Raw genomic sequence first — 25,445 nt, 5'->3', positions numbered from 1 at the left:
AACTATGAACGTCGATATTCAGGATGAAGGCGACAGTGGGAGCGGACAAGCCTTAGCCTTCACTGTAGAAGAGAACGAAGAGCTTCATGTACTGCATCCGCAGCAGATTATCGCCTATCAGGGCCCTTCTTCAGGCCGTGCCGACCGGTTCATGGATGTCAAAGGAATGTACCGCAAACGCAAACTGATCCGCTCGGATATGACAGGTCCCTGCCGCTTCGTCGCCGCCTTGCCTCCCGGCTACCGCGTCAAAACCTTCCAATTGGACGGTAAGAGCGATTTGCTCTATGACTTCAGGCATCTGTTCTTCTACAGTAAAGGAATCACTATGCAGACAAGAGTGCTAAGCATGAAGAATATGTTTGTGACCCGCGACATTATCAAGGTCAAATTCTCCGGACCGGGAAGCATCGGTATTCTGACTGAGGGAACAGTATGCGAGGCCGAGTTGCATCCCTTCGATCCTATATATGTAGATGCCGGCAGTATCATCGCTTATCCCGAAAATGCCAAGCTTGAGCTAACGGTCTACGGAAATCACTTAGCCAGCCAACATATGAGCTACCACTGGAAAATGACCGGTCATGGGCCGGTGATGTTTCAGGCTGGACGCCAGAGCCGGCGCTTTGAACGTGACAATAATGAAGATGGCATTATCAAACGCTTTCTGCGTGAAGCTCTGCCTTTCGGTGGAGTGTTCATTAAGTGACCCGATGATATGAGATAATCTGTAACAAAAGAGCGCCCGCGATTGGTATCGCGTGGCGCTCTTTGTATATACAGCTATTATGAGCATAGCAACCTTACTTCTCTTCTCTGTCTTCTGACTTAGCCCAGAAAGGCATTCAGCATCCAGGCGGACTTCTCCACGCTGTTTCTGATTCCAGTAAGCAGGTCGGCAGTGGGCTGATCGCTCAGTTCTTCTGCAGCGGAAATTGCACTCTTCAACTCTTCGGCCACAACTGCAAAGTCCTTAATCAACTGGGCAACCATTTCCTTAGCTGATTCACCGCCAGAGGCTTCCTTAAGCTCAGATAATGCTAAATATTGCGCCATGGTCGATGCCGGTTGTCCACCGATCGCAAGCAGACGTTCTGCAAGATCATCGACATAGGTTGCCGCTTCGGTGTACAGCTCTTCAAATTTGGCATGCAGTGTGAAGAATTGCGTTCCGCTCACATACCAATGATAGTGATGCAGCTTGACTCCCAGCAGTGTCCAGTTTGCGGTTTGGCGGTTCAAGGCAGCGTGCAGTTCAGTCTGGCTTTTAATTTGTGTACTCATTCCAATACCCTCCTATGGCATAATTTTTTATCGTTTGTATTTAGACTCATTCTAAATCTATATATAATTTAACACATTTCAAGACATTATGCAATCAATCCGCAGGAAAGTTCGTTTCTGCTGCCTTGCCTTTGCCGCTGCGGAAGATCGCTCTCATCTCGTCACGCTTGGATTTGGGGCTAAGCACATAGACCGTATCCCCCGGCTCGATAACCGTATTCCCGTGAGGCGTCACGATGCTCTTGTTACGGATGATAGCGGTGAAGAGAATATCCTCAGGCAGCCCCATCTGCGCGATCTGCATACCGGCTATCGGCATATGATTGTCGATGGCAATATGATTGAATTCGGAATCCGTCTTGCCCAGTGCCACCAGTTCCATAAGCGATGGCTGAACTTCGTCTATACCCACCAACTTCAGTCTGGAAGCCAAGGGGGAAATGGTTGTTCCCTGAATGACCGCAGAGGTCAATACGACAAAGAATACCACATTAAAAAATAATTGCCCTTGGGGAAGTCCCGCCAGCAGTGGATAGGTCGCGAGTACAATGGGAACCGCCCCGCGAAGTCCGGCCCAGGAGATCAGTGTCTTCTCACGGAGCGAGAACCTGGAAAACAGCAGGCTCAGGAATACTCCCACCGGTCTCGCAACCAGCATGAGAATAACAGACAACAGCAGACCCTGCCAGGCAATCTCCGCCAGTTCATCTGGAAATACAAGCAGACCCAACAGGGTGAACATCGCGATTTGCATCATCCAGGCAAAGCCGTGATTGAAATTCATAATGGTACGGTGATACATCAGCTCAGAGTTCCCCAGAGTCAGACCCATGACATATACCGCCAGAAGGCCGCTGCTGTGCACCGTCACGGCAAGTCCATAGGTCAGTACAGCAAACCCTATTGCCATAACCGGATAGAGCCCTGTAGAATCCAGATTAATCCGGTTGATCAAATAGACGGCAAGCTTCCCGACAGCAATCCCCATAAGAAGTCCGATCCCCATCTCCCAGATAAAAGAGAGCACAAGGCTCCAGATCGCCGTATCGGGATGCTGAATCCATTCAATCAGGGATACCGTCAAAAAGACAGCCATCGGATCATTACTGCCTGATTCAGCTTCAAGGGTGGAAGTCAGGCGTTTATCAATATTTTTGCCGCCGAGGACGGAGAATACGGCTGCCGCATCGGTTGAGCCTACGATCGCTCCGAACAGAAGACTTTCCGCCCATGGTACATCCAGTACAATTCTTGCGAATATTCCCACAATCGCTGTCGTCAGAAGTACTCCTACGGTTGCCAAAGACAACGCTGGTGCGATAATAGGACGGATGTCTTTCATGCTGGTCTGCATGCCGCCCTCAAACAAAATAACGATCAATGCAAAAATACCTGCCACTTGTGTCAATGAGGCATTGTTGAAGAAAACAAAGCGGCTGAGCACCATTCCGGCAGCGATGAACAGCACAAGCGCCGGCATGCCAAAGCGTGTGGAGAACTTGGTGGAGAGCACCCCTACCAGCATCAGCGCTGCCAGCAATAAAATAATATTGTCCGCAAGGTGAGTCATATTTATGGTACCGTCCTTCCTGTAAACAGCGCGTTTCCTGCTAGCCCTGTCCTAGTATGTACGTTATTACCCCATACCCACTTGATCCAAAGCAATCCTTGCCTTTATTCAGCTTTCCCCATTCACAATAAAAAACCCCAGTGGTTTTATGAATCCACGGAGGTTATTCGGATGATTCTATTCTCTTGAATATACCTGAATTTCTTGAATCGACCAGTAATTCCCGCCCGATCCTGTCTGCAGAATACGGATATATCTGGTTTTGACCGGAGCAAACCCTATTTTGGTCATCTCCAGTTTCCCTTTACCGGTAGCAATCTTTGTCCAGTTCTTTGTATCATCCGAAATAAATAGCTCGTATCCCCGGGGATAATCATAAGAAGATAAGGTATAGTCCAGGTCAATAGCTTCCACCGAGTGCACTTGGCCAAGATCAATCTGAAAATATTCTCCAGATGCCTGGTGTTTGCCGGTATCCCAACGTGTCCGCCTATCTCCATCTATAGCATTTGCAGGATTAGAGGCTTCAGTATTCATATTGGACGACACCTTCCATTCCGAACGGTCCAGAGGGACCAGTCCCGTCGCTGTAATCTGAGTTTTGTCTGACATTACTCCTGAACCTGCCACTCTTACCGCGAACGTATACAGTGTGCCTTCCTTCAGCTTGCTATCCGTATATTCGGTGTCCTTTATACCGGTTGCAACCACTTTCAAATCACCGCCTGAGCCGTCGGCCCGGAGCACTTCATAGTTTGCTCCAGGGGCCTCCAGCCAGCTCAGCTTAACGGACAGCCCTTTAACGGCTGCCGCTTTTAAGCCTTGAGGCGCAACATCGGCTACCTCGGAAGAGGGTTCCAGAATATACTGTACCGCCTCTCCCGGGGCAAGATTTTCTGTGAATTCCAGGACAGGTGTAGCCTTTCTTTCCGATACGTAGCTTCGGGCTTCTTCATAGGTATCGCCATTGCCGAAGCGTTCACCTTCATATATAGTTTTCTTCGGCATCGTCACCTTCACTGTAACGGTTTGGGGAGTCTCCTCGAAGTTAACGAAGTTCACCAATACCTTGTTTGAAGTAGCCTTGCTACCAGCCAAAGGTTCAAGTGTAGAGGTATCTACTGCCCGGACATAGACCAGTTTGTCAGCTAACGTATTCTTATTGGTGATTTCATAGCTTAGCGGTGCACCGTGTGTTGCATAGGCCAGATCCAGGCGTCTCATGATGCTTACCCGTGAATCCTCACCCTTCTTGGTGTAATAGATCTCCGTTTTCGCCGGATCATGCTCTTCCAGATTGAAACCGTATTTGAACAAACTGAAATTCTTGAAAAATGCGGCGTGCTGTACAAACATATCTGCATAACCGATATGGGCGCGCATTATCCTGTCGAACACTGCTGACGTACGTTCAGAGGCTCCATATTGGTATGCATCCACATGAGAGTCGGAGGTTCCGAACTCTGTGGTCAGCATTTTTTTACCAAGTCCATCTACCGCTCCGCCGAAGGTTTTGAGATTCTCGGTAAAGCTGCCTCCGTTGCTGAAAATATAGGACTCCCCGTAGGAATGCCCATTCGTCAGATCGGTGACTTCCTCCAGCTCTCCCCGCTGCTCGGGATCACGTTCCCAGCCGTCCGGGTCGCCGCACTGGCGTACAGTCCCCTTCTGATTGCCGCAGGAATCCTTGTTGAAATCCGGCCAATAAGCCCAGCCCGGAGCTACGGTCTGCAGATGGGGGGCGATAGCCTTGCCGTTAGTATTCAGCCATTCGGCAATAGCCAGGTTCACCGCCTTGGAGCGGTTAAACAGCCCCGGCTCATTATCCACTTCATAATATTGAAAGTACGGGCTGTACTGTTCGAAATAATCGGTCAGCTTCTTCTTCGCCTCATCGGGCAATGAGCCGTCTTGCTTAAGTTTAATATCTCCGGTGTACAGATACAGAGCTACAGCCTGCATATTGTAATCTTTGAGCACCTTATAATAATCCCCCATATTCGAGCAGGAGCGGCCAACATCGCTGGCACAGCTGGTGCGCATGATATTCCCGCTGTAAGCTACTCCAAGCCACTTCATAATATAGGGTAGATGCGTAACCGCACCTTCGTCAAAATAGAACTGCTTATTGTTGACCATCGTGCCGGTCAGTGTGTAGCTGCCGTGAATCGGCTCCTTGATCGGGGACTTGAGGGACTCCAGGCTGAGATTATCCCAGGTCCACCAGTTGTATTTATCCTCCATGTCAGAAGAATAAATCCCGCGTGCAACCTTCAGCTTGAGCTCATTGGTACCAGTCAACAGCTGTTCCTTTGGAATATACAGCTTATAGGATTTTCGGAAAGCATACTTGCTGTCTGTACCGGAAACACCGGCTATCTGAATGATTCCCGATAGCTGGCGGTTGGAGAACACGCTCATCTGTGGAACGGATTTATAAGCGTCAAGAATACTTACGCGAAATAAGACCCCGTTCACCGGGATCTTATCCAGTTGGTAAGTAATCCGCAGTTCGGGATTAGTATCCCCTTTCAACCCTGACGGGATGTTTTGGAGCACAGATGCTTTTAGAGTAGTAGAAGTGGCATTAACCACTTCTTCCACTTTAGCCTTACCATTCTTCGCAAATTCTGCAGCGGACCCATCATGCTGTCCCAGCTCCCAGATCACCGTGCCATCCGGAAGCTTCGGTCCTACATCGCTCGCGGAAGACAGCTTGGTCATGTCTACTTCCACCTCGCCCTTATTCGTCCCGTCGTCTCCGAAGACAGAGACGGATAACAGAAACAAGATGGTCAGTGCTACGAATTTTAGTAGAATATGAAGGGGTTTATGTGTGTGTTTCTTGGGCCTTGTTCTCATTCCCTTGTCCTCGCTTTCTTCCGGGGTGCGTATTCAACTCTGTAAAGGCTGGTCTGTTTCGTCATCAAGGAAAACTAAGGGCACTTGGGGAAATAATTGCACTTTTCTGACTTGGACTCTTCCACATCAGACGGATGCTTGCATCTCCGTGGTTCTCGTAATATTCGACTTTAATGTCGTAGGAGGTTCCAGCTTTAAGCTGAATGCTCCCTTCGCGGCTGACACCGCTTTGCTTCTTCCAACTGTCGATAACCAGCATGCCGCCGATCCATACACGGATGCCATCATCCGAGGAAGCCGTGAAGGTGTATTTTTCACTGTAGGCTGACTTGATTTTGCCGGTCCAGCGAACGGAGAATGTATCCTTATTGATCCCTGCTGCCGGACTATCTCCATGCCAGTTAAAATCCAGCTTCTTGTCATTGCGGGTGAGCACAGGAGTGCCTGAAAGGTCAGCATTATTGAAATATTCACCGGTCAAGCCTTTTTTGGCGATAATATCCACCGGCGTGTTCGTTTTGGTGTTTAATGATTCAATGTATTCCTTCCTGGAAACTGTATACTTATCCGTCATAAAGCTCTTAATTTTCTGGAGGTTGTTATTTTCTGTCAGCATCTTCCCCCATGTCATCGTATATACCCATTTACTCTGGTTTTGAGACAGTATGGCAGGATCAGGAAGCTCGCCGCTCTCCCCTATGCCAATGGGCTTGCCATCGGCCAGATTGAGCAGACTTTCATAGTACGATTGTTTAAAATCATTATTATAAATATCTGCGGCCAGGATATCCACTTTATCCGCTCCCGGGTAGTAGATACTATAAGGATCTGCCCACTCGTTCGGCGCATTCGGATTCCACACCCATAATAAATTATTCAATTTGTGTTTGTTTACCAGACGGTCATAAGTGATGTTCCAGAGCTTGGAATAGTTATCCTTCTGCCCCCACCAGAACCAATTCCCGTTCATCTCGTGATATGGACGCCACAGGACAGGAACCCCTGCATCCCGCAATTCCCCCAGATAGACAGCAATCTCGTCAAGCGAAGCAAGGAGGCTTTTGTATTGAGGAGTGCCCGGAGTTACATAGGCATCGAACTTCTCCTGGCTAAGACTCATGTGCACGTTCGCCCATTCAGGAGTTGTACCAGGAAGATTCTGATGGAATGTCATAGCCACAATACCGCCATTTTCATACCATTCAATGGCGCTGTCCACAACAGCTTGCCGCTGCCTTGCAATAGTCCTCTCCGACTGGTTGTTGATGGCTCCAAGCTCATATCCATGCAATACAGCAAAATCCCCTGCAGCCTTCTTCAGCTGGTTATTATATTCATCCGGACTCTCCAGATAATCATGCTGCCCGGTAATGACACCTTTTCCGCCCAGGCTAACCAGATAATCAAGCAGGCCGGATGCTTCCTTCGAAGCCGCAGGATTCACCGGTGTGACTTCCTCCGCCTCCACAGGAATGACTATACTTCTTTCGACAGCGAGACTCCGTACCTCACTCCAAGGCATCAAAGAAAAGATAACAATAATAGGTAAAACCATAGAAAAAAGCCGGTACTTACGGTAAGTGTTCAATGTAATCTCCTCTCTCCAGCCTTATGCTGTCCATAATGCTTGTTAGATGATCTCCCCTCCAAGGGAAGTACACCATCCTGCGGCATGGCAGACAAATAGCTTAGTAGCCCTGCTATTTAGCAGGGCCATCGGACTTTTAGGATTTTAAAATTGTAACGTCTTAACCAGTATCGGCGTTCGGTGATGAATTCAGCAGTACTTAGGAAGCGGAAGGAAGGAACAGTGCGCTGGCAGGGACCGTCCCCTTGACTTGACTAGGACTTTCCCACATCAGCCGCGCTCTTGCATCCCCTTGATTCTCATAATACTCCACTTTGATATCATATAGTTGCCCGGCCTCCAGGCTTATGCTTCCCATGCGTTCGGTCCCGCTTTGCTTCATCCAGCTGTCAATTACAAGAGTGTTATTGATCCAAACGCGGACACCATCATCTGTTGTTGTGTAAATCTGATAAGTTTCGCTATACAGCGGTTTAATCTTGCCGCTCCATCTTACGGAAAAGTAATCAATGCCAATCGTTGCATCCGGTGTACCCAGCCGCCAGTTGAAATCCACCAAAGCATCGGTGCGTACAAGTGCCGGAGTACCAGTTAACTGCATATTATTGAAATATTCCGCCTGCAGTCCGTTGGCTGCAGGAGCCGCCGCCAAGTCCAACATTGGTACTTGGATGGGTACTGGGGTCGGTGTTGGTGCCGGTGTTGCGACCGGCGTTGGTGCCGGTGTTGCGACCGGCGTTGGTGCCGGTGTTGCGACTGGCGTTGGTGTCGGTGTCGTGACCGGCGTTGGTGTCGGTGTCGCGACCGGCGTTGGTGCCGGTGTCGCGACCGGCGTTGGTGCCGGTGTTGTTGCTTCGGTAAGAGTGAGTGATGCTATACTTGCGGAGGCTACTGAATTATTCACGAACAAAGCACTTGTTGGAACGGTAGCTTTGACTTGACTTGGGCTTTGCCACATCAGACGAATATTCGCATCGCCTGTATTTTCGTAATATTCCACTTTAATATCATAGAGTTGGCCTGCCTTCAAAGCGATCGTTCCGATACGCTCGGTTCCGCTTTGTTTGGTCCAGCTGTCGATTACGGCTGTTCCGTTAACCCAGACCCGGATACCATCATCAGACGTAGTGATAATCTGATAAGTTTCACTATACAAAGGTTTGATCTGCCCGGTCCAGCGGATCGAGAAAGAATCCACTCCAAGCAAGGTGTCAGGTGCTGCCTGACGCCAGTTAAAATTGAGCAAAGCATCGTTACGAACCAAAACAGGTGTACCCGATAGCGTCATGTTTTTGAAGTATTGTCCCTGAAGACCGTTCACAACAGGCGTCTGTGCCGAGTTATCCGGCGCCGGCGCAGCTGTTGGTACAGGCGTTGGGCTCGCTGTTGGTGTTGCGGTCGGTGTAGCCGTTGGTGTCGCGGTCGGTGTTGCGGTTGGTGTAACCGTTGGCGTTGCGGTCGGTGTGGCCGTTGGTGTTGCGGTCGGAGCAACGGTCTGAACGAACCCCGCTTTATATTTATCAAGCGTTACGGTGTAACTGTCACTCATAAAGCTTTTGATAGTATCCGTAGTATTGTTATCATAGAGCATTTTTCCCCAGTTCATCATGTATACCCATTTTTTCTGATAAAGCTGGAGCTTGGCTGTACTTGGCATTTCACCGTTTTCACCGATAGCAATAGGCTTGCCGTTCGCAAGAATTGCCAGGTTGTCATGATACTTGTTCATATAATCATTGTTATATATGTCTGCTGCAAGGATGTCTACCTTATTTGCTCCCGGATAGGTCAGTTCATATGGATCTGACCAAGCATTAGGAGCGTTAGGGTTCCACACCCACAGCAGGTTGTTTAATTGATGAACGCCCACAAAACGCTCATACATAATATTCCAAAGTGCCGTGTAATTGCTCTTCTTCCCCCACCAGAACCAGTCACCGTTCATTTCGTGATAAGGTCTCCACAGTACAGGAACACCTGCGTCCCGCAAACTCTTGAGTGAAATTGCCACTTTATCCAGATCGGCGATCAGGCTGTTATATTCAGCCGTTCCCGGTGTTACATACTTATTGAAGTCTGCTTGGCTGAGCGTCTTCTGCACATTGGACCATAGATAGGAGGTCCCCGGCAGTTGCTCATGGAAGGTCATAGCGACGATACCGCCATTTTTATACCAGTTGATCGCACTGTTCACTACATTTTTACGCTGAGTTGCTGCTGTACTTTCCGACTGGCCGTTGATCACACCAAGTTCAAAACCATGGAGGGCAGCGAATTGTCCGCTGGTTCCCTTCAGTTTGTTACTGTACTCATCCGGGCTCTCCAGGTAGTCATGTTGACCTGTAATAATGCCTTTGCCTGTAATGGCGTACAGATCATTAAGCAGCTTAACGGCTCCTGCTGAAGCACTCGGATTAACCGGCGCTGAAGAGCTCGAAGCAGCTGCAGTGGAAGGTGCAGTCCCCAAACCCAGTGGAACAGCAGTCAAAAACAGGGCAAGCGATAAAATGGTGCACAGTAGACGCGACTTACGGTAAGTAGTCAAAATTCATCTTCCTTTCGGTAGCCAGGCTGCCACTCTTTCGAAGGCCCTATAGCTTTGCGTCCCTATCTTTCGAGTAGGTTTGCCTTTTTCGTATTGGAAGGAATTATCCCTCTTACCGTAAGTATCGTCGCTATTTAATTTTTAGTTTAGAGCATTAATGAATTTTTCTTAATAATTGGTTCTTAATACCTGTTTTGGATTTGTCACCATTGGGTAAATAGATAGTTTAGCCCTAGGTTACACCCTGTCCTATACAGAAACCGGGACGTTTCGGTCGAATTCTACAGCATGTTTCGCGCTGTTATTTTTAAGAAATAAATTGATGAAGTGCAATGTCTTTCCAGTCCAGCGTTATGCGGATATTATCCTCTTCCACCAGCTCTGAGCCGGTCTGTACTTCAATGAACTCCACATCTGTCAGTGCCAGGATTGCATGCTTTGTACCTTCCGGTATGCGCACCACATCTCCCGCTTTCACATTATGCATCTTCTCATTCAGCACAATGCTGGCTTCACCGCTGACGATCGTCCAGATTTCACTGCGTTTATGATGGAGCTGATAGCTGATATTTTTACCTTCGGCGATGAAAATCCGCTTGGTCAGCACCTCGTTGCCCTCATCATATTTCACATAATCAATAACCTTGTAATGACCCCAGCGGCGTTCCTCGTACATCGGTCTTTGTTCAAAAGATTTCAGCACTTCCTTGATCCGCGGGCTTTCTGCTTTGTGAGTGACCAGAATACCATCCGGGCTGGCTGCGATGATTAAATCCTTTGCGCCGATTACTGTAATCGGAATATCCAGTTCGTTGATCAGGCAGGTTCCTTCGGAATCGGCAGTCACGAACCCTTTGCCCACGTGATTGCTGCTCATCTCCTCGGTGAGGGTATTCCAGGTGCCAAGATCCTTCCAGAAGCCGGCGTAAGGCTGAACTACGATGTTCTCCTCTTTTTCCACCACTTCATAGTCAAAACTGATAGAACTCAGCAATTTATATTGCTTCTGCAGCTCCTCATAATTCAAAGGCAAGCCTTTACGCTGCAAAATATCCAGCAGATATCCCAGACGGAAAGCGAATACTCCGCAGTTCCACAGCGCGCCCTTGCTGATCAGCTCCTCAGCCTGTACACGGTCCGGCTTTTCCTGGAAGTGACTCACCTGCAGATAACCGCTTGCCGCAGCTTCGTCGCTGGTAGGTATAATATAGCCGTATTTCTCGGAAGCCAGTTCAGGAACAACGCCCATCAGCGCCAGGTTTGCACCGCTTTCTTCCATGGTTGCTTCAAGCTGAACGACGGTGTCAAAAAAGGAAGCTTCCACATAAGGATCAACCGGCAAAATGGCTACGGTCTCGCTGGGTGACACTCCTGCCACCGAATATAGATAAGCTGCAGTCAATGCGATGGCCGGGAAAGTATCACGACGTTCCGGCTCCACAATGATTGGCACCTCTGAGCCGAGCTGGCTCTGTATCATCTCCACTTGGCTGCGGCCGGTCGCCAGGAAGGAGGATTCTGCCATCCCTGTCTCCTGCAGCTGTCTCCATACACGTTGTACCATGGATTCCGGTTCACCCGCCGGACTTTGCAGTACCTTCAGAAATTGCTTAGAACGTGAGTCATTGGACAGTGGCCAGAGACGTTTACCAGAACCGCCAGATAGAAGTACCAGTTTCATAAGTGAACCCTCCTATTTATGTTTTGTCGCGATAATATCGGATTGTTATTGTGAGCTTCTGTCGTAAAAAGATTAAGACTTAACTGTAACGGGAGTCACTGCAAGGAACATTTGGACTTTCGGCCGCTGTTGTCACCAGATTTCTTCGATTAGACTGCTAAGCGCAGTTGAAATCCGGTGACAAAGGCGGTCGCTTCCGCTCCTACAGTTCCAAAATTCCTCTCCGTTCCTTCCCTTAACAGCTTCCAAAGCTTAATGCATTTGCAGGTGAAGCTCACTGCTAAAGATCAGCTATTGCTGCTTGTATGCACGGCAGTTAAGAGCAAGCAAGAGCAGATCAGATCAAAGGATTAGATCGCTCCGGCTACGCTGGGAGAGTAGCCGCTAAGGCCCCCCATTTGCGGGCGTCCGACGGAATGATATTCGATGCCGGTGCCTTCGATCTGCTCCTTGGAGAAGACGTTACGGCCATCGATCAATACTTGGCGGCGCATGCTGCCTGCAAGCTTATGCAGATCAATGTCCTTGAACATACTCCAGTCGGTCAGCAAGCATACTGCATCACTGCCTTCCGCAGCTTCTTCCGGCAGTGCGCACCAGCGAAGCTGAGGATGATCGTATTGCTGTCTGAAGTTATCCGCAGCAATCGGGTCGTACAGCTTCACTGTGGCACCTTCGGCCACCAGGGCTTCCACGATTTCACGGGCAGGTGCTTCACGTACATCATCGGTGTTCGGTTTAAAAGCCAGACCCCATACACCGATCACTGCACCACGCAAGCTGCCCAGCGATTCATGCAGCTTGGAGATGATCATGAACCGCTGTCCCTTGTTCACTTCAACTACGGATTTCAGCAGCTTGAACTCATAGTCCACGTTGCCCGCAATCTGGATCAGCGCATTGGTATCTTTCGGGAAACAGGAGCCTCCATAACCGATGCCGGCCTGCAGGAACGAGGAGCCGATTCTCCGGTCCATCCCCATGCCTTCCGCCACCAGGGTTACATCAGCTCCCACTTTTTCGCAAATGTTGGCAATCTCATTGATAAAAGAGATCTTAGTTGCCAGAAAAGCATTGGATGCATATTTGATCATTTCCGCACTGCGGATATCCGTTACGAACACATTTTCCGTGAAGCCCTGGTGAAGCTGGCGCATCGTAGGCTCAAGCTCTGGGTTATCAAGTCCGATGATAATCCGGTCAGGATGGAGCGTATCGCGGATGGCCGAGCCTTCACGCAGGAATTCCGGAGCGGAGACGATGTCGAAGGGATGATTCGTGTGGGAGGCGATAATGCCGCGGATTTTTTCGTTCGTGCCAACAGGAACTGTCGACTTGGTCATGATGATTTTATAACCTTCCATCGCTTGGGCGATCTCTATGGCTGCACCTTCGATATATCTCAGATCTGCTTCGCCGCCTGGTAGTGAAGGTGTCCCTACGGCCAGAATGACGATATCGGAGCGTCTTACTGAATCCTGCAGATCGGAGGAGAATGACAGCCTGCCCTCACGCAAGTTCATTTCTATCAGTGCTTCGATACCCGGCTCATAGATAGGAGATTCCATCCGGCGGAGCTTATTGATCTTTTCCTCATCCTTATCTACGCAAATCACATGGTTCCCATTCAGAGTAAAACATACGCCAGATACAAGACCGACATAGCCGGTACCGATTACTGTCAGCTTCATACAATCATCCTCCTTTTAGAAAATTGACGTAGGCCTGTTCCACATACTGCTTGAACTGAACCATAAACGCCTGTTCATCGAATTTACGCGCATGGCCCATAATCTGCCCAATGTCCCACGCATAGGACTCCACTTCATGAATGGCCTTAAGTAAATCATCAACTTCCTGGTGCTGAAAGAATACACCGTTGACATAGGGTACGATGGTATCCAGCGCCCCTCCGGCCTGATAGGCAATCACCGGTCTTCCTGCGGCATTCGCCTCGAGCGGGGTGATACCAAAATCCTCTTCACCGGGAAAAATAAATGCCCGGCACTTCGACATCATCCCCGTAACCTCCGCATCCTCAAGCCGGCCCAGGAACGATACATTGTCTTTGGCCATGCCCTCCAGACGCTTGCGGTCCGGCCCGTCACCGACGATATACAGCTTCAGACCATTGCGGTTGAAAGCTTCCACCGCCAGATCAATCCGTTTGTAGGATACAAGCCGGGATACGATCAGGTAGTAGTCGCCTATAGAGGACGAACTGCTGAAGCGTGCCGTATTAATCGGTGGAAAAATTACATCCGCGTCCCGGTGGTAATAATTCTGAATCCGCTTTTTAACCACGGACGAGTTGGCAACGAACTGGTTTACATTTTTGGAGGTCCGCTGATCCCAATTTTTAAGCCGCTGCATGTATACCTTTAGCAGTCTTTTGAACAATCCGGAATTCGATTGCCGCTCCATGTAAGTGTCATAGTCCCAGGCGAACCGCATCGGAGTATGACAATAGCAAAGATGAAACGTAGACTCGGGTACCTGTATGCTTTTCATAAAAGCACTGCTGGAACTCAGGACGATATCATACCCGCGAAAGTCCAAATCACGGATGGCCATGGGATAAAGCGGCAGCACCCCTTTAAAATTGGTCTTCACTCCCGGAATTTTTTGCAGCCAGGAGGCCCGGATATCCGCGTCTTTGAGGTTGTCGGTCAGCCGGCTTCCGTTAAAAACCGTCGTGAAGATCGGAGCATCCGGATACATGTGGTGGAATACCTCCACTACTCTTTCCGCCCCGCCCATTTGGATTAAGTAATCGTGCGCTATCGCAATTTTCATGTGAATCATCCTCAAAGTTTTATGGAGCAGCATCATCAAGTAGTGAACGCATGGATGTATTAGTTCCTGATCGAGCTACAAGCTTTTGTCTTACATTAGGTCAGGTCGCCGCCAGCAAACCTTTGTAGTAATCGACGATATCCTTGACTGTATTCTCAATGACAAAATGCTCTTTCACCCGTTTCATTCCACTATCCGCCATCCGTCTTCGCTCTTCGGGATGGTTCAGCATCCAGGTGATGGAGTCTGCAAGTACGACTGGGTCTCCAGGCTGGATCAGCAGTCCCGTTACACCGGGAACTACGATCTCTACCGGTCCGCCTTCATTGGAGGCAATGACCGGAAGTCCAGCCGCCATACCTTCGACAATCACCTGTCCAAACGGTTCAGGCGTAATCGAGGTGTGAATCAGCAGATCGGCTTTATTCATTAGGCCTTGTATATCTTCCACATGACCCAGCAGGCTGACATTGGTCAATTGATCCTGCTGCATCTTCTGAATTAACTCATTTTTGTATTCTTCTTCACCGAACAAGGCATCTCCGGCAAGCCAGAATTTCACCCGGCTATCGTTCTTAAACGCTTTGGCTGCTTCCAGGACGATATGCTGGCCTTTCCAGTTCGCAAGCCGTCCTACCAGCAGAACATTGAAGTCCTTCTGGTCCCGTATGCCGATGCCTTCGCCAATCGCTTTGGCAAAAGCGGAGTAGACAACCAGTGTCTTTTTGGTACGGGGCAGTTCCAGTGCATTCAGCGTAGATTGTGAATTCGCTATGACACCGTTCGGCAAGAGGCGTGACATCAGCCGAATGGCCTTAGCGACAACCGGCTTAAGATAAGGAGCGCCGATATGATCCCGGATATGCCAGATCAGCGGCACGCCCGCTTTCTTGGCGGCAACGGCTCCGTAGAACGCTGATTTGAGTGAATTTGTATGCACACAATCCACTTTTTCCTGTTTGAGAATAGGAGCCAGCTTGCGTCCATAAGACAGCAGTCCAAGTGCGGCTGCAGGTGCTCCGAGGTTGACGGCATTGCGTCCGCGGCTGCGGATGTTCTCATCCAGCGGAATGACACGTACATCAATACCTTTTTCACGGAGACGTTCGGCAAGTGTTCCCTCTTCGGCGAGGATCACAAGCGGTTCAATCTGTTCACCGATATTGGTGAGAATGTTGAACAGTGCGACCTCTCCTCCGCTCCATTTGGCGGTGTGATCAATATAAGCGACTTTTAGCATCCTGCTGCCACACCCTTTCCCAAGGTTTGAAGGAATACGGATTCTACTTGGTCGCCTACATGCTGCCAGGTATACTTCTCTAATACGTGATTTCTGCATTCATCACGGCCAGGCAGCAGCTTACGGTTACTCAGCATGTGAATCATACCTTCTGCCATATCATCACTGGTCGACCCTTTGAACAAGAGTTCCGGACGGAATCCCATCAGAATTTCTTTATTGCCTCCTACCGGAGTTGCCATTACAGGAAGCCCGGAAGAAAGGGCCTCGACGGTGATCAGTCCGAATCCTTCCAGTGCCTGGGATGGAACCACGAACATGTCTGCTGCCTGATAATAGGAGGCCAGCTCATGATCGGGGATATAGCCAAGCAGCCTTACTTTGTTGCCAAGTCCGTAGTCAGAGATTTTCTCTTCCAGCTCCCCGCGCAGCGGGCCTTTACCGCCAATCAGCAGAATCGCGTTCGGGAAACGCTCGGCTACCTGCTTCCAGGCCTCCAGCAGCTGCAACAGTCCCATCCGGTTCATCAGCCGTCTCACTGTCAATACAGTGGTTGCTCCCTCCGGCAGATTCAGCCCCCGCCGGACTGCCAGACGATTGGTAGCGGGAATAAAACGTTCCACATTAGCCGCTCCCGGGATCACTGTGATCTTATGCAGCGGCACCCCGTGCAGGCTGTGCAGCATGTCGCGGAAGTATTCGCTGAGTACGATAAATCTGTCCGCAAGCTTATACGCTTTATGTTCAATCGATTTCGCTATGGTTGTTTTGACCCGGTGTTTGATCCCCTGACCTTCGATCTTCATCTCTTCATTCCATGGACCATGGAAGGTCATAACCACGGGAATGCCGCGTTTCTTCGCTTCGATTGCCGGCCCGATTCCGTAAGGTGCAAAGTGGGAATAGAGTATATCTATACGTCCACTGCCATTTCCCATCAGATCTGCCGCCTTGCGCTGGAACGCTTCCTTACGCTTCCAAATGGTTTGTTTGGGGTCACCGGCGTTGTGGATAATCAGCTCTTTGGCTGTGGTAGGCGTCTCTTGACTGCAGATCAGCGCATGCACATTATTGCGTGAAGAGAGCTGCTCACAGACGGATTTGAAATACGTGTTAAGTCCGCCTGGCTGTAAAGAGGGCCAGCTAAGGCCGGTAGTCATAATGTTCAATCCGTCACTGTACGGCATAGCTTCTCTCCCCTTTTTTCTCTTTTTCCGCCTGACCCAGTGCATTGTGCCGGGCCAGCTTGCCGGAGCTGTTCAATTCGTAATGCTTGAAGCCGACCATGAATTCATACATCACCCAGAATATGGATACCGCAAACCCTGAAATTCCTTTTTTGTACAGACCGTGCAGGAAATACTTCTGTAAAAAGCGAGCCGGGGGGCGAATCAGCAAGCGGCTGATCTTAAAGGGCTTGCCGGCGGCATAAGCCGTTTGGGCTTCCAGATCGGTATATTTGTTAAAGCGGGCAACATGGTCATTGATGCTGCGGAAGCCCTGATGCCAGAGCGTTCCATTCAACTTGACCGTCTTGTCCTCCGGTACCTCTGGTATTTCATGCACCAGACTGTTGCGGATGGCATATGCCTTGCGGTTGTATAGACGCACCAGATATTCACCCTTATCCAGCCACTTGCCCAGAAAATCACCAATCCGGTACAGCGAGAAGGCGATTTCCCGATCTGTAAGACCCGGCTTGCGGTCCAGAATGTCCTGCGCCAGCTCATCACTGACCACTTCGTCGGTATCAATCAGGAAGACCCAATCATGGACGGCGCGTTCCACTCCGAATTCCCTTTGTTTCGCGTATCCGGGCCATGGGTTAACGAACACCCGGCAGTCTAAGCTTTCGGCGAGTTGCACCGTCCCGTCTTTGCTCCCTCCGTCGATTACAACCACCTCATCGGCGAATAGTCGGCAGGACTGAATTGCTTTGGATATTCGAACTTCGTCATCCTGAGCAATGATGACAGCCGATATCGGGTAACTGCCCGGGCCGCCAAGCACGCTTTTCACTGAATCCATGAAGGTATCCTCCTTTTTCAGTCCAGTGTTTGTCGTCAATTCGAGAAATGTTTGGGCTTTCGACCGCTGTTGTTCTCTGATTTCTTTGATGGAACCGCTGGTTGCGGTTGAAATCAGAGAACAAAGGCGGACACTTTGTTTCTACAGCTCCAAAATTTCTCTACTTTCCTCTCACACTGTCCTTTTTTCTTTTAAGCAAAAACACTGCTCGCATCGTGCCTCTGCTCGCTCAACCGTTTAAATGCTTTATCTGCTTTAATTGCTTAGGTATCCATAGGTTTTTTGCGGATATAAGAATTCATCGTTGTCTTCATCCACTGAATGTCATCCCCGTTAATGATAAGGCGGGGCAGTTTGACCTTCAGGTTGTATCTGATATTCAGGATAATGAACAAGAACCGCAGCACCGCCGATGAGAGCATCGCCACACCAGCCCCGAACAATCCGAATTTCGGCACCAGCAGGAACAGCAGCGGGATGACCAGTATCAGTCCGACCCCTTGCAGGATCGATACGAACTTCGGTTTGCCGAGTGCCATGAACGCCTGGGCCAGGATCAATGTGCCTCCGCTGATCGTAACTTCCAGCAGAAGCAGCCGGAACACCGTCAGCGCAGTGTTGAAATCCTTCCCATACAGCAGCGGAATCACGAATGGTGCTACCAGCATCAGGAACAGTGAACCCAGAAGGGTGAATGTTGTGCTGATCCGAAAAGCCTTGAAGGTAAGAGAAATGGCCTCATCCTTGGACAGCTCGGAAGCTTTTGGAAAGAGCACCACGGTGATCGAGTTCGAGAAGAAGTTGACCATCCGGGAGAGGCTTACCGCTACCGCATACAACCCCAGATCGGCTGGCCGTAGCAGCCCGGCGATAATGATCTGGTCGATATAGAAGGAGAACTGTCCGAGCAAATCATTGCCGTAGGAACCCAGTCCGTAAGTAAACAATCTTTTGAAATTCTTGTAAGCATCCTTCATCTTCACCCTGTAAGTACGGAGCAGTGTAATCGTCATGTAGATGAAGACTGGCACCGAAGGCAACAGATACGCCAAAGCCGTTGTAAAAGGATTCATCGAATGGGTGAGAATCAGAATTCCGATGGCCACCAGTGTCAGCAGCGGAAGCAGATACCGCATCCAGTTGAAGGTCTTGTAATCTCCTCTGAACTGAAAGGCTGCATTGTTGATCTGTGAGACTACGATCAGCGGACACAGGATCATCGACCATTGTGCAAACAGTACGACATTCGGGCTGAAGGATTTCAGCCAATATGGAAGAATAATGATGCCGACAATCATGGCTAATGTGCCGAATGCTAGAGCGATTAGCAGGGCCACCCGATAGAGTACCCCCGCCTCATCCGGATTCTTTTTGGCGTTATAGATCAGTGCCGATGGAATACCGAAGCTCATGCTGAACGCCAGAAACTGTGACCAGTTCACCATAGCAGTCTGTTCGCCGCGTCCTGTCGGCCCAAGGTAGCGGGCGGTCAGCACACCAGTCAGCATATTAACCAGCAGGATCAGTACGCTGACGAACATGGTCTTTACAGCAGCAGAGCTATTGTCCTTGCTCTTGGTAAACCGCCGAAGCGAGGACCAGACCGTGCTAGTGGGAAGTGATTTTGCGTTCAATGGCTGCATGTGGTGTTCCCTTCTTTCTGCTATCAATAATCTCTTTGGCCCCAAGTCCGAGCCCGATCAACATCCAGATCAGGTAGCCCTTGAGTCCGGGAAAACCGTTGTCCGATACCAGACTGACCACTGCCCCCATCCATGCTGCCAACGATAACCGGGCATAAGGCTGAAGACTGTCTCTGCTGGTCACTCTGACTACAATTTGTTTAATCACTGCGCCAAGCGCACCGAAGAAGAATAAGGCACCCAGAACTCCGAAGGTAAGCAGCAAGGCGATCACACCGTTATCCATGTTCCCGTATTCCCCCAGCTCTCCGCCGTTGCCAATCTTGGTCCCCTGGCCTACACTGCCTATGCCTTGGCCGACCGGATTGGACGCTACCATCGGAAGCATGTTCTGCCATAGACTCAGGCGTTCATTATAGGAGTGATCTTCCTGCACAGAGGTCAATGTCTCCATACGGGCGACCAGTCCTTCTGCACCTGGAAGCTTAGGGACAATCCAGAACAATGCGGCAGCGACGAAGACCAGTTGGAGTAACGCCTTCCACTTGCCCTTTGACGGGGAGGAAGCGATGTATACCAGCAGCATAACCAGCATCACCAGCCAGGCGGAACGCACCAGCGTGGTGAGAAGGCAGATGACAACAAGCATAACGCCGATCCAGCGCAACGTTCCCTGCCATCTTTTCTCCAGAATCATCGGTACCAGGGCAAATACCAGGAAGGTCGCCGCAGGTCCGGGAGAATTCAGTGTGGAGAAAACCCGGATTTCCAACGGATACGGTGTACCAATGGACATCATGTCGGCATGGTTCATCCAGAAGGCATCCCATGGCGGAACGGTCAAATACTGGACGATTCCGTATATGGCTACAAGAACTGCAAGGTTGGCAAAAGCATACAGCAACCGGTCAATATCCTTCGGGCTAAAGCGGGTTACGGCGAAGAACGGAATCAGCAGCAAGGGCACGATATAATTCGCAAGGTCGTACACCGAGCCTATACCGTTCTTCGCGAGGCCAATCAGCGCTCCGTAAGCCAGTGCCACCGAGAATAACAGGATGATCCGGGTGGAGGATTTGCGCATGCGGTGAATCTCTCCCAGCACCGGAATCGCCAGGGTAGCACCCGTCAGCAGCGGCGCCAGACTGAGCAGTGATACAGAATGGTAGACTCCTTCCGACCAATCAGCGATCCGCCGCAGCTCTGGAGCTACCGCCCAGACCAGCAAGGTATAGGCGATAAGCGCCTTCGGCTTCAACAATGCCAGCAGGAAGGCCGGAAACAGGATTCCCGCCAGGATAATCCCCTGAAGACTATTGGAAGAACTGAGCTTCGCACTGGCAAATCCGATCATCAGCGGAAGCCCAAGACATATACCGCAGATCAGCAGCAGCATTCCTGCTGACTTCATGGACGGAAGACTTAAGTTCATTCGAGCCTGCCTCCCTTTGCTTTGTCCCGTTTACGCAGCTCTTTGAGCAGCAGAACCAGGAATTGGGCATCATCGACAAGATATCTTTTCCAGAGCCGCCCCGGTTCCTGGCTAAGTCTCCAGAACCACTCGAGCCCTGTTTTCTGCATGAAATCCGGCGCCCTCTTCACTGATCCTGACAGGAAGTCAAAGGTGGCTCCTACGCCAATAGAGATCGGTGCCCGGTAAGAATTGTAATGCCGGTAAATCCATTTCTCCTGCTTCGGCGCTCCCACGCCTACGAACACAATATCCGGCTGACTTTCCGTCAGCATTTCGATAATACGTTGGTTCTCTTCATCGTTGTGCTCAAAGCCGTAGGAAGGAGAATAGCAGCCGACAATATTCATGTCAGGATAGGCCGCTTTTAGATTCTTGGTTGCCTGCTCCGGAACGCCTTGCGCTGAACCCAGGAAGAACAGCCGGTACTTCCTTTGTTCAAAGGCATTGCCGAGGCGGCTGAAAAGGTCTGCTCCCGATACCTTTTGCTTCAGCGGCTTGCCCAGCATTTTTGAGGCCCAGATAAGCGGCATTCCGTCTGCTACTACAGCACCTGCTTCGGAATATACTGTCTGGAACTCTTTGTCTTTGCGAAGCTTGATGACATGATCGACGTTGCAGGTCAGGATGTACGATTGTGACCGTTCCTGAATAGTCTTATCAATGTAATCAAGCAGATCCATGAAATCATAGTTATCGAAATTGACATCGAACATGTTCACTTGGTTCATCGTATCACTTCTTTTTGTGGGGAATCGGCCTGCTGTGAAGATCGATACAGGCAGTTCAGGTACCAACAGAATGGAATAATCGATTGGACCGTCGACAGCGTGTTATCAGAAAACGAATAAATCATAAACCCTGCTATGAAGAACAGATAATATGGTTTGACTGGCCGTGCCAAAGCTCTGTACACCAGAGTAAATACAGCCAACAATGAAATGAGGAGCAGTATGGCTCCGATATACCCTCCATCAAAGTAAAAGCGGATATATTCGTTGTGGGGAACCACGAATCCTTTGTACAGTGTTCCGTCATTCGCCACTGTAACGGCTCCAAGTCCTCTGCCCGACCACGGAGAATCTGCCGCCTTGTTCAGGAAGTATTCCCAGGCTTCTGCGCGTCCCGATAAGTCAACCGTCGTCTCCGTCGAGCGTTCGAAGGAACGCTTCTTGATGTTGTCGAGTTGCAGATATACTGCTGAGAAGATCAGAATAACCGAGCACAGGAGCGGAATCAGAAATTGTGTTCTGCCCTTCAGGTACTGCTTCGAAATATCGTAGAAATAATACAGAGCCATTAACACCAGTGCCAATATCGGTCCGCGTGTCCCGGTGCCAATGAGAATCAGGAAGTTCAATGCCAGCATGGTATAGAAAAAGCGTGCATGCTGCGGACTCCGTTTGATCTCAATGAAGGCAATTCCCACGCCTATGAAGGCCAGCATCGCAAGATGTGCAGGGATGTTCGCTCCCTGAATCCGTACAGCACCGGTGAACTCCACATCAAGGAATGCGTGAAGATGTGCAACTTGCAGTACGATTCCAGCCAGCACGCTGATCAGTGGAAGCGAAGCAATAATGCGGATTTGCCGTTCGGCCACTTCCTTCTTCCAGTTAATCAAGAGAAAAACAAAAGGAAGGGATAAGCCGATAAATGCCTTCACCGCAATGGATCCGCTCATCTCAGGCAGCCAAATGGAGGTGCCAAAGGTGATGAAGAGCAGTCCCACCATCGCCCAAAGGGGCGGGCTGAGACGGAACTTCAGTCCGTTCACCAGAATGCAGGGTACCAGCAGCATCAGGATCACCAGCTTGTAAAGCGAGAGAATTTCTACGCCGAACATGCTGCCGGGATACAGAAAGTTGATGGAGACCGCTGTCGTCAGCAGGACGAAATAGCTGATGAGTTCAGGACGAGAGATCGAGACAACCAGCAATATAATCAGGAGAACGGCTGCTATCGCTATTACTGGCTGATAGATGACCGCTGTTCCTAAGAACAGGGCGGACATGAGATAGAGCATTCCGTATGGTACAGCATTTATTTTGGAGCCCCACTCAAAATTCGTCATTGTCTCCCTCACCCCGCTGCGGATTCCCTCTTCCGGTTCCAGATCATATGAAGAGTTCCGCGAATACTCTCCAGCCGGCATTTGTTCAGGAGTCTTCTTCCCTGGCTTCTGGAGAGGATCGAATCAGCCATCACATAGATAACTTTGGCGGCCGTCTTACCCAGCAGGAGCAGATTTCCTTTCACACCATCGCTTTTCATCGCGTTGGATATGCCTTGGCTGTAATATCTTTTCATAATCCAATCTTCAGTCAAACGGTTGGCTGGTACGAAATGATCGACAGCCATCTCTGGATGATAAAGAATCGAATGTCCTTGACTTTCAATCTGATTGAACAGCCAGGTCTCTTCACCGGAAAGAAGTGAATCTCCTTTTCTTCCGAGCTCCAGAGGAAACAGGCTAATGTCGAAGGCCACCTTGCGCATCGCCATATTGGCGCCGCAGGGATGCAGCCGTTTCGGATATTCCTTAATGCGATTGCCCAAATCAACGATAGTGTAAGGCAGCTCGAACGGCTTGATCAGCCAATCCGGACGTTTACTCTCAAAGATGGGAGCAATCTTGCCACCCATGGCCATGACCTCGGGCTTTTGCGCAAACGTACTTTCAATTGTCGTTATCCAATTCTGGCAAGGAATCGCATCATCATCCAGAAAAGCGATGAGCGGCGATTTGGAAGCCAGAATCCCTGTATTCCGGGCCGCCGATAATCCTTGTACCGGCTCCAGAATGTAACGGATATCCATATCTGTACCTTCTGTATCCATAAACCGCTTGACTACAGTTGCCGTATCATCCTTGGAGCTGTTATCCACCACAATGACTTCGGCCTGATCCAGATTCTCCAGCGGTAATAGCGACTGAAGCGTCTTAAGCAGTAAAGCGGATCTGTTGTAGGTACAGATGATTATGGAAATCTTAGGAACGTCTCCGTATACAAGCATCGGCATTCACCCAATTTCCATTTTATTAATACGCATCTTTGGAGCCGAGCAGCATCAGGCCAGTCTTGAAGATAATCTTGAGATCCAGCATGGTGCTGCGGATATGAATATAGGTCAGATCCAACTGAACCATTTCATCAAATCCAACACTGTTTCTCGCATTTACCTGCCAATAACCTGTGCAGCCTGGCGTAACCATCAACCGCTGCTTATCATATTCCGTGTACTGGGCAACCTCTTCCACTAGTGGAGGACGGGGGCCGACGAGGCTCATATGTCCCATCAGCACATTCCAGAGTTGAGGCAATTCATCAATGCTGGTCTTGCGCAGGAATCTACCTATACGGGTGATACGGGGATCGTTCTTGATCTTGAACATTGCACCGCTGACCTCGTTATAGGCCATTAGATTTGCTTTCAGTTCCTCGGCATTGGAGACCATGGATCTGAACTTATACATCGGAAACAGCTTCTCGCCCTTGCCAACCCGGTTCTGACGGAAGAATACTTTTCCTTTCGGGTCTTCCAGCTTAATCAGGATTGCTACCACTATGAATAGCGGCAGCAGCACGAGAAGGCCAAGAGCGGAGAAAAAAATGTCAATAATCCGCTTCATCACCAGATAGGAATCCATTTCTTTACTTCCTTCTTTGGCATGTAGCATGTAAAGTTTCGGCAGGACGGCCTCATAGTCTTCCGGCAGTTTTTGCATGCTCATTTCTCCTCATTCCTCCTAAAAGTTTGCTCTTTTCAAAAAGTATAAACCTGGTTTTTAGCTATTCAGCGTTAATCCCTCTTTACTGAGCCACTCTGCCATTGCATCCATCACCGGATACCGCAGATCCTCGCTTTGCAGTGCAAATTCAAGGGTAGTCAAAATATATCCCAGTCGTTCGCCGACATCGTATCTCGTACCATCAAAGTTATAAGCGTATACGCGCTCGCTCTGATTCAGCTTCTGAATAGCATCTGTCAGCTGAATTTCGCCGCCTGCGCCTTTTTCCTGAAGATCCAGGTATTTAAAGATCTTTGGAGTGAACACATAACGTCCCATAATCGCCAGATTGGAAGGTGCGGTGCCAAGCGCAGGTTTTTCGACAAAATTATTAACCCGGTACAATCGTCCATCCTGCAAATCGGGTTCAATAATGCCGTAACGGTTGGTGAATTCATCAGGAATCTCCTGAACCCCGATTACCGAATTCTGCGTTTCCTCGTATTGATCGATGAGTTGCTTCAAGCAGGGTACTTTGCCGGTTACGATGTCGTCACCAAGCATGACTCCGAAGGGCTCGTCTCCGATAAACCGTCTGGCGCACCATACTGCATGGCCCAGGCCTTTAGGTTCTTTTTGGCGAATGTAGTGAATTTCCACTTTGGATGAACGCTGAACTTCTTTCAGCAGCTCCAGCTTGCCGTCTTCCAGCAGTCTGGACTCCAGTTCAAAAGCGTTATCGAAGTGATCCTCAATCGCGCGTTTTCCCTTACCTGTAACAATAATGATGTCTTCGATACCGGAAGCAATCGCTTCTTCCACAATGTACTGAATAGTGGGTTTGTTAATGATCGGTAGCATTTCCTTAGGCATTGCTTTCGTCGCAGGAAGGAAGCGCGTTCCTAGTCCTGCTGCAGGGATAATTACTTTCTTTACCTTCTTCATCCGCACTTACCTCCTAAAAAGTTTTGTAAGTATTAGCTCCACTCATTTTCTCTTTAGAA

19 protein-coding genes and 1 riboswitch are annotated in these 25,445 nt (G+C 49.6%); of the genes, 1 reads left to right on the top strand and 18 read right to left on the bottom strand.

Going from position 1 to position 25,445, the window contains the following annotated elements:
* The first annotated feature begins 4 nt into the window (after window positions 1-4).
* Complete coding sequence (locus ACAN54_RS11775) at window positions 5-709, top strand: AIM24 family protein (protein WP_379154453.1); 705 nt, start codon at window positions 5-7, stop codon at window positions 707-709.
* Between the two features lie 119 nt (window positions 710-828).
* Here ACAN54_RS11775 and ACAN54_RS11770 read toward each other — a convergent pair whose 3' ends face one another.
* From ACAN54_RS11770 to galU, 18 genes are all read right to left on the bottom strand, one after another.
* Window positions 829-1,284 (bottom strand): Dps family protein, encoded by a 456-nt coding sequence (locus tag ACAN54_RS11770; protein ID WP_379154450.1) that lies wholly within the window; start codon window positions 1,282-1,284, stop codon window positions 829-831.
* A gap of 94 nt (window positions 1,285-1,378) precedes the next feature.
* On the bottom strand, window positions 1,379-2,854 hold the full coding sequence (locus tag ACAN54_RS11765; RefSeq protein ID WP_379154447.1) for a potassium/proton antiporter: 1,476 nt from the start codon (window positions 2,852-2,854) through the stop codon (window positions 1,379-1,381).
* A 177-nt stretch (window positions 2,855-3,031) separates the two neighbouring features.
* Window positions 3,032-5,716, bottom strand: a complete 2,685-nt coding sequence (locus ACAN54_RS11760; RefSeq protein ID WP_379154444.1) for a discoidin domain-containing protein — start codon at window positions 5,714-5,716, stop codon at window positions 3,032-3,034.
* Between the two features lie 64 nt (window positions 5,717-5,780).
* The gene (locus ACAN54_RS11755; protein ID WP_379154441.1) at window positions 5,781-7,304 is read right to left on the bottom strand and encodes a glycosyl hydrolase; all 1,524 of its coding nucleotides are present in this window, start codon (window positions 7,302-7,304) and stop codon (window positions 5,781-5,783) included.
* 199 nt (window positions 7,305-7,503) lie between these two features.
* Window positions 7,504-9,849, bottom strand: a complete 2,346-nt coding sequence (locus ACAN54_RS11750; protein ID WP_379154438.1) for a PA14 domain-containing protein — start codon at window positions 9,847-9,849, stop codon at window positions 7,504-7,506.
* Between the two features lie 13 nt (window positions 9,850-9,862).
* Window positions 9,863-9,943, bottom strand: a riboswitch (cyclic di-GMP riboswitch).
* Window positions 9,944-10,156: 213 nt separating this feature from the next.
* Complete coding sequence (locus ACAN54_RS11745; RefSeq protein ID WP_379154435.1) at window positions 10,157-11,530, bottom strand: sugar phosphate nucleotidyltransferase; 1,374 nt, start codon at window positions 11,528-11,530, stop codon at window positions 10,157-10,159.
* A gap of 350 nt (window positions 11,531-11,880) precedes the next feature.
* Entirely contained in the window at window positions 11,881-13,221 is a 1,341-nt protein-coding gene (locus ACAN54_RS11740; RefSeq protein WP_379154432.1) for a UDP-glucose dehydrogenase family protein, read from the bottom strand.
* 4 nt (window positions 13,222-13,225) lie between these two features.
* The gene (locus ACAN54_RS11735) at window positions 13,226-14,326 is read right to left on the bottom strand and encodes a glycosyltransferase (RefSeq protein WP_379155843.1); all 1,101 of its coding nucleotides are present in this window, start codon (window positions 14,324-14,326) and stop codon (window positions 13,226-13,228) included.
* A gap of 100 nt (window positions 14,327-14,426) precedes the next feature.
* Window positions 14,427-15,566, bottom strand: a complete 1,140-nt coding sequence (locus ACAN54_RS11730) for a glycosyltransferase family 4 protein (protein WP_379154429.1) — start codon at window positions 15,564-15,566, stop codon at window positions 14,427-14,429.
* Window positions 15,560-16,753, bottom strand: coding sequence for a glycosyltransferase family 4 protein (locus ACAN54_RS11725; RefSeq protein WP_379154425.1), 1,194 nt, complete (start codon window positions 16,751-16,753; stop codon window positions 15,560-15,562). Before ACAN54_RS11725 ends, ACAN54_RS11730 begins: the two co-directional genes overlap by 7 nt.
* Complete coding sequence (locus ACAN54_RS11720) at window positions 16,740-17,594, bottom strand: glycosyltransferase family 2 protein (protein ID WP_379154421.1); 855 nt, start codon at window positions 17,592-17,594, stop codon at window positions 16,740-16,742. The genes ACAN54_RS11725 and ACAN54_RS11720 overlap by 14 nt, the downstream gene beginning before the upstream one ends.
* Before the next feature lie 263 nt (window positions 17,595-17,857).
* Entirely contained in the window at window positions 17,858-19,237 is a 1,380-nt protein-coding gene (locus ACAN54_RS11715; RefSeq protein WP_379154418.1) for an oligosaccharide flippase family protein, read from the bottom strand.
* Window positions 19,203-20,669 carry an O-antigen ligase family protein gene (locus tag ACAN54_RS11710; RefSeq protein WP_379154415.1) on the bottom strand — a complete coding sequence of 489 codons (1,467 nt, stop codon included), beginning with the start codon at window positions 20,667-20,669 and terminating at the stop codon, window positions 19,203-19,205. Before ACAN54_RS11710 ends, ACAN54_RS11715 begins: the two co-directional genes overlap by 35 nt.
* Window positions 20,666-21,439 (bottom strand): WecB/TagA/CpsF family glycosyltransferase, encoded by a 774-nt coding sequence (locus tag ACAN54_RS11705; protein WP_379154412.1) that lies wholly within the window; start codon window positions 21,437-21,439, stop codon window positions 20,666-20,668. Before ACAN54_RS11705 ends, ACAN54_RS11710 begins: the two co-directional genes overlap by 4 nt.
* Entirely contained in the window at window positions 21,436-22,782 is a 1,347-nt protein-coding gene (locus tag ACAN54_RS11700; protein WP_379154409.1) for an O-antigen ligase family protein, read from the bottom strand. The genes ACAN54_RS11705 and ACAN54_RS11700 overlap by 4 nt, the downstream gene beginning before the upstream one ends.
* 8 nt (window positions 22,783-22,790) lie before the next feature.
* On the bottom strand, window positions 22,791-23,732 hold the full coding sequence (locus ACAN54_RS11695) for a glycosyltransferase (RefSeq protein WP_379154407.1): 942 nt from the start codon (window positions 23,730-23,732) through the stop codon (window positions 22,791-22,793).
* Between the two features lie 19 nt (window positions 23,733-23,751).
* Complete coding sequence (locus ACAN54_RS11690; RefSeq protein ID WP_379154405.1) at window positions 23,752-24,444, bottom strand: sugar transferase; 693 nt, start codon at window positions 24,442-24,444, stop codon at window positions 23,752-23,754.
* A 54-nt stretch (window positions 24,445-24,498) separates the two neighbouring features.
* Entirely contained in the window at window positions 24,499-25,386 is an 888-nt protein-coding gene (gene galU, locus ACAN54_RS11685; protein WP_379154403.1) for a UTP--glucose-1-phosphate uridylyltransferase GalU, read from the bottom strand.
* Window positions 25,387-25,445 lie beyond the last annotated feature (59 nt).

The organism is Paenibacillus diazotrophicus, from assembly GCF_042610465.1.
The sequence above is the reverse complement of the archived record's forward strand: the minus strand, read 5'-3'. Positions and strand labels throughout refer to the sequence as shown.

Coding starts and splice junctions, on each gene's coding strand:
- ACAN54_RS11775 (WP_379154453.1), top strand. CDS start 5: ATGAACGTCGATATTCAGGATGAAGGCGACAGTGGGAGCGGACAAGCC.
- ACAN54_RS11770 (WP_379154450.1), bottom strand. CDS start 1,284: ATGAGTACACAAATTAAAAGCCAGACTGAACTGCACGCTGCCTTGAAC.
- ACAN54_RS11765 (WP_379154447.1), bottom strand. CDS start 2,854: ATGACTCACCTTGCGGACAATATTATTTTATTGCTGGCAGCGCTGATG.
- ACAN54_RS11760 (WP_379154444.1), bottom strand. CDS start 5,716: ATGAGAACAAGGCCCAAGAAACACACACATAAACCCCTTCATATTCTA.
- ACAN54_RS11745 (WP_379154435.1), bottom strand. CDS start 11,530: ATGAAACTGGTACTTCTATCTGGCGGTTCTGGTAAACGTCTCTGGCCA.
- ACAN54_RS11740 (WP_379154432.1), bottom strand. CDS start 13,221: ATGAAGCTGACAGTAATCGGTACCGGCTATGTCGGTCTTGTATCTGGC.
- ACAN54_RS11735 (WP_379155843.1), bottom strand. CDS start 14,326: ATGAAAATTGCGATAGCGCACGATTACTTAATCCAAATGGGCGGGGCG.
- ACAN54_RS11730 (WP_379154429.1), bottom strand. CDS start 15,566: ATGCTAAAAGTCGCTTATATTGATCACACCGCCAAATGGAGCGGAGGA.
- ACAN54_RS11725 (WP_379154425.1), bottom strand. CDS start 16,753: ATGCCGTACAGTGACGGATTGAACATTATGACTACCGGCCTTAGCTGG.
- ACAN54_RS11720 (WP_379154421.1), bottom strand. CDS start 17,594: ATGGATTCAGTGAAAAGCGTGCTTGGCGGCCCGGGCAGTTACCCGATA.
- ACAN54_RS11715 (WP_379154418.1), bottom strand. CDS start 19,237: ATGCAGCCATTGAACGCAAAATCACTTCCCACTAGCACGGTCTGGTCC.
- ACAN54_RS11710 (WP_379154415.1), bottom strand. CDS start 20,669: ATGAACTTAAGTCTTCCGTCCATGAAGTCAGCAGGAATGCTGCTGCTG.
- ACAN54_RS11705 (WP_379154412.1), bottom strand. CDS start 21,439: ATGAACCAAGTGAACATGTTCGATGTCAATTTCGATAACTATGATTTC.
- ACAN54_RS11700 (WP_379154409.1), bottom strand. CDS start 22,782: ATGACGAATTTTGAGTGGGGCTCCAAAATAAATGCTGTACCATACGGA.
- ACAN54_RS11695 (WP_379154407.1), bottom strand. CDS start 23,732: ATGCCGATGCTTGTATACGGAGACGTTCCTAAGATTTCCATAATCATC.
- ACAN54_RS11690 (WP_379154405.1), bottom strand. CDS start 24,444: ATGAGCATGCAAAAACTGCCGGAAGACTATGAGGCCGTCCTGCCGAAA.
- galU (WP_379154403.1), bottom strand. CDS start 25,386: ATGAAGAAGGTAAAGAAAGTAATTATCCCTGCAGCAGGACTAGGAACG.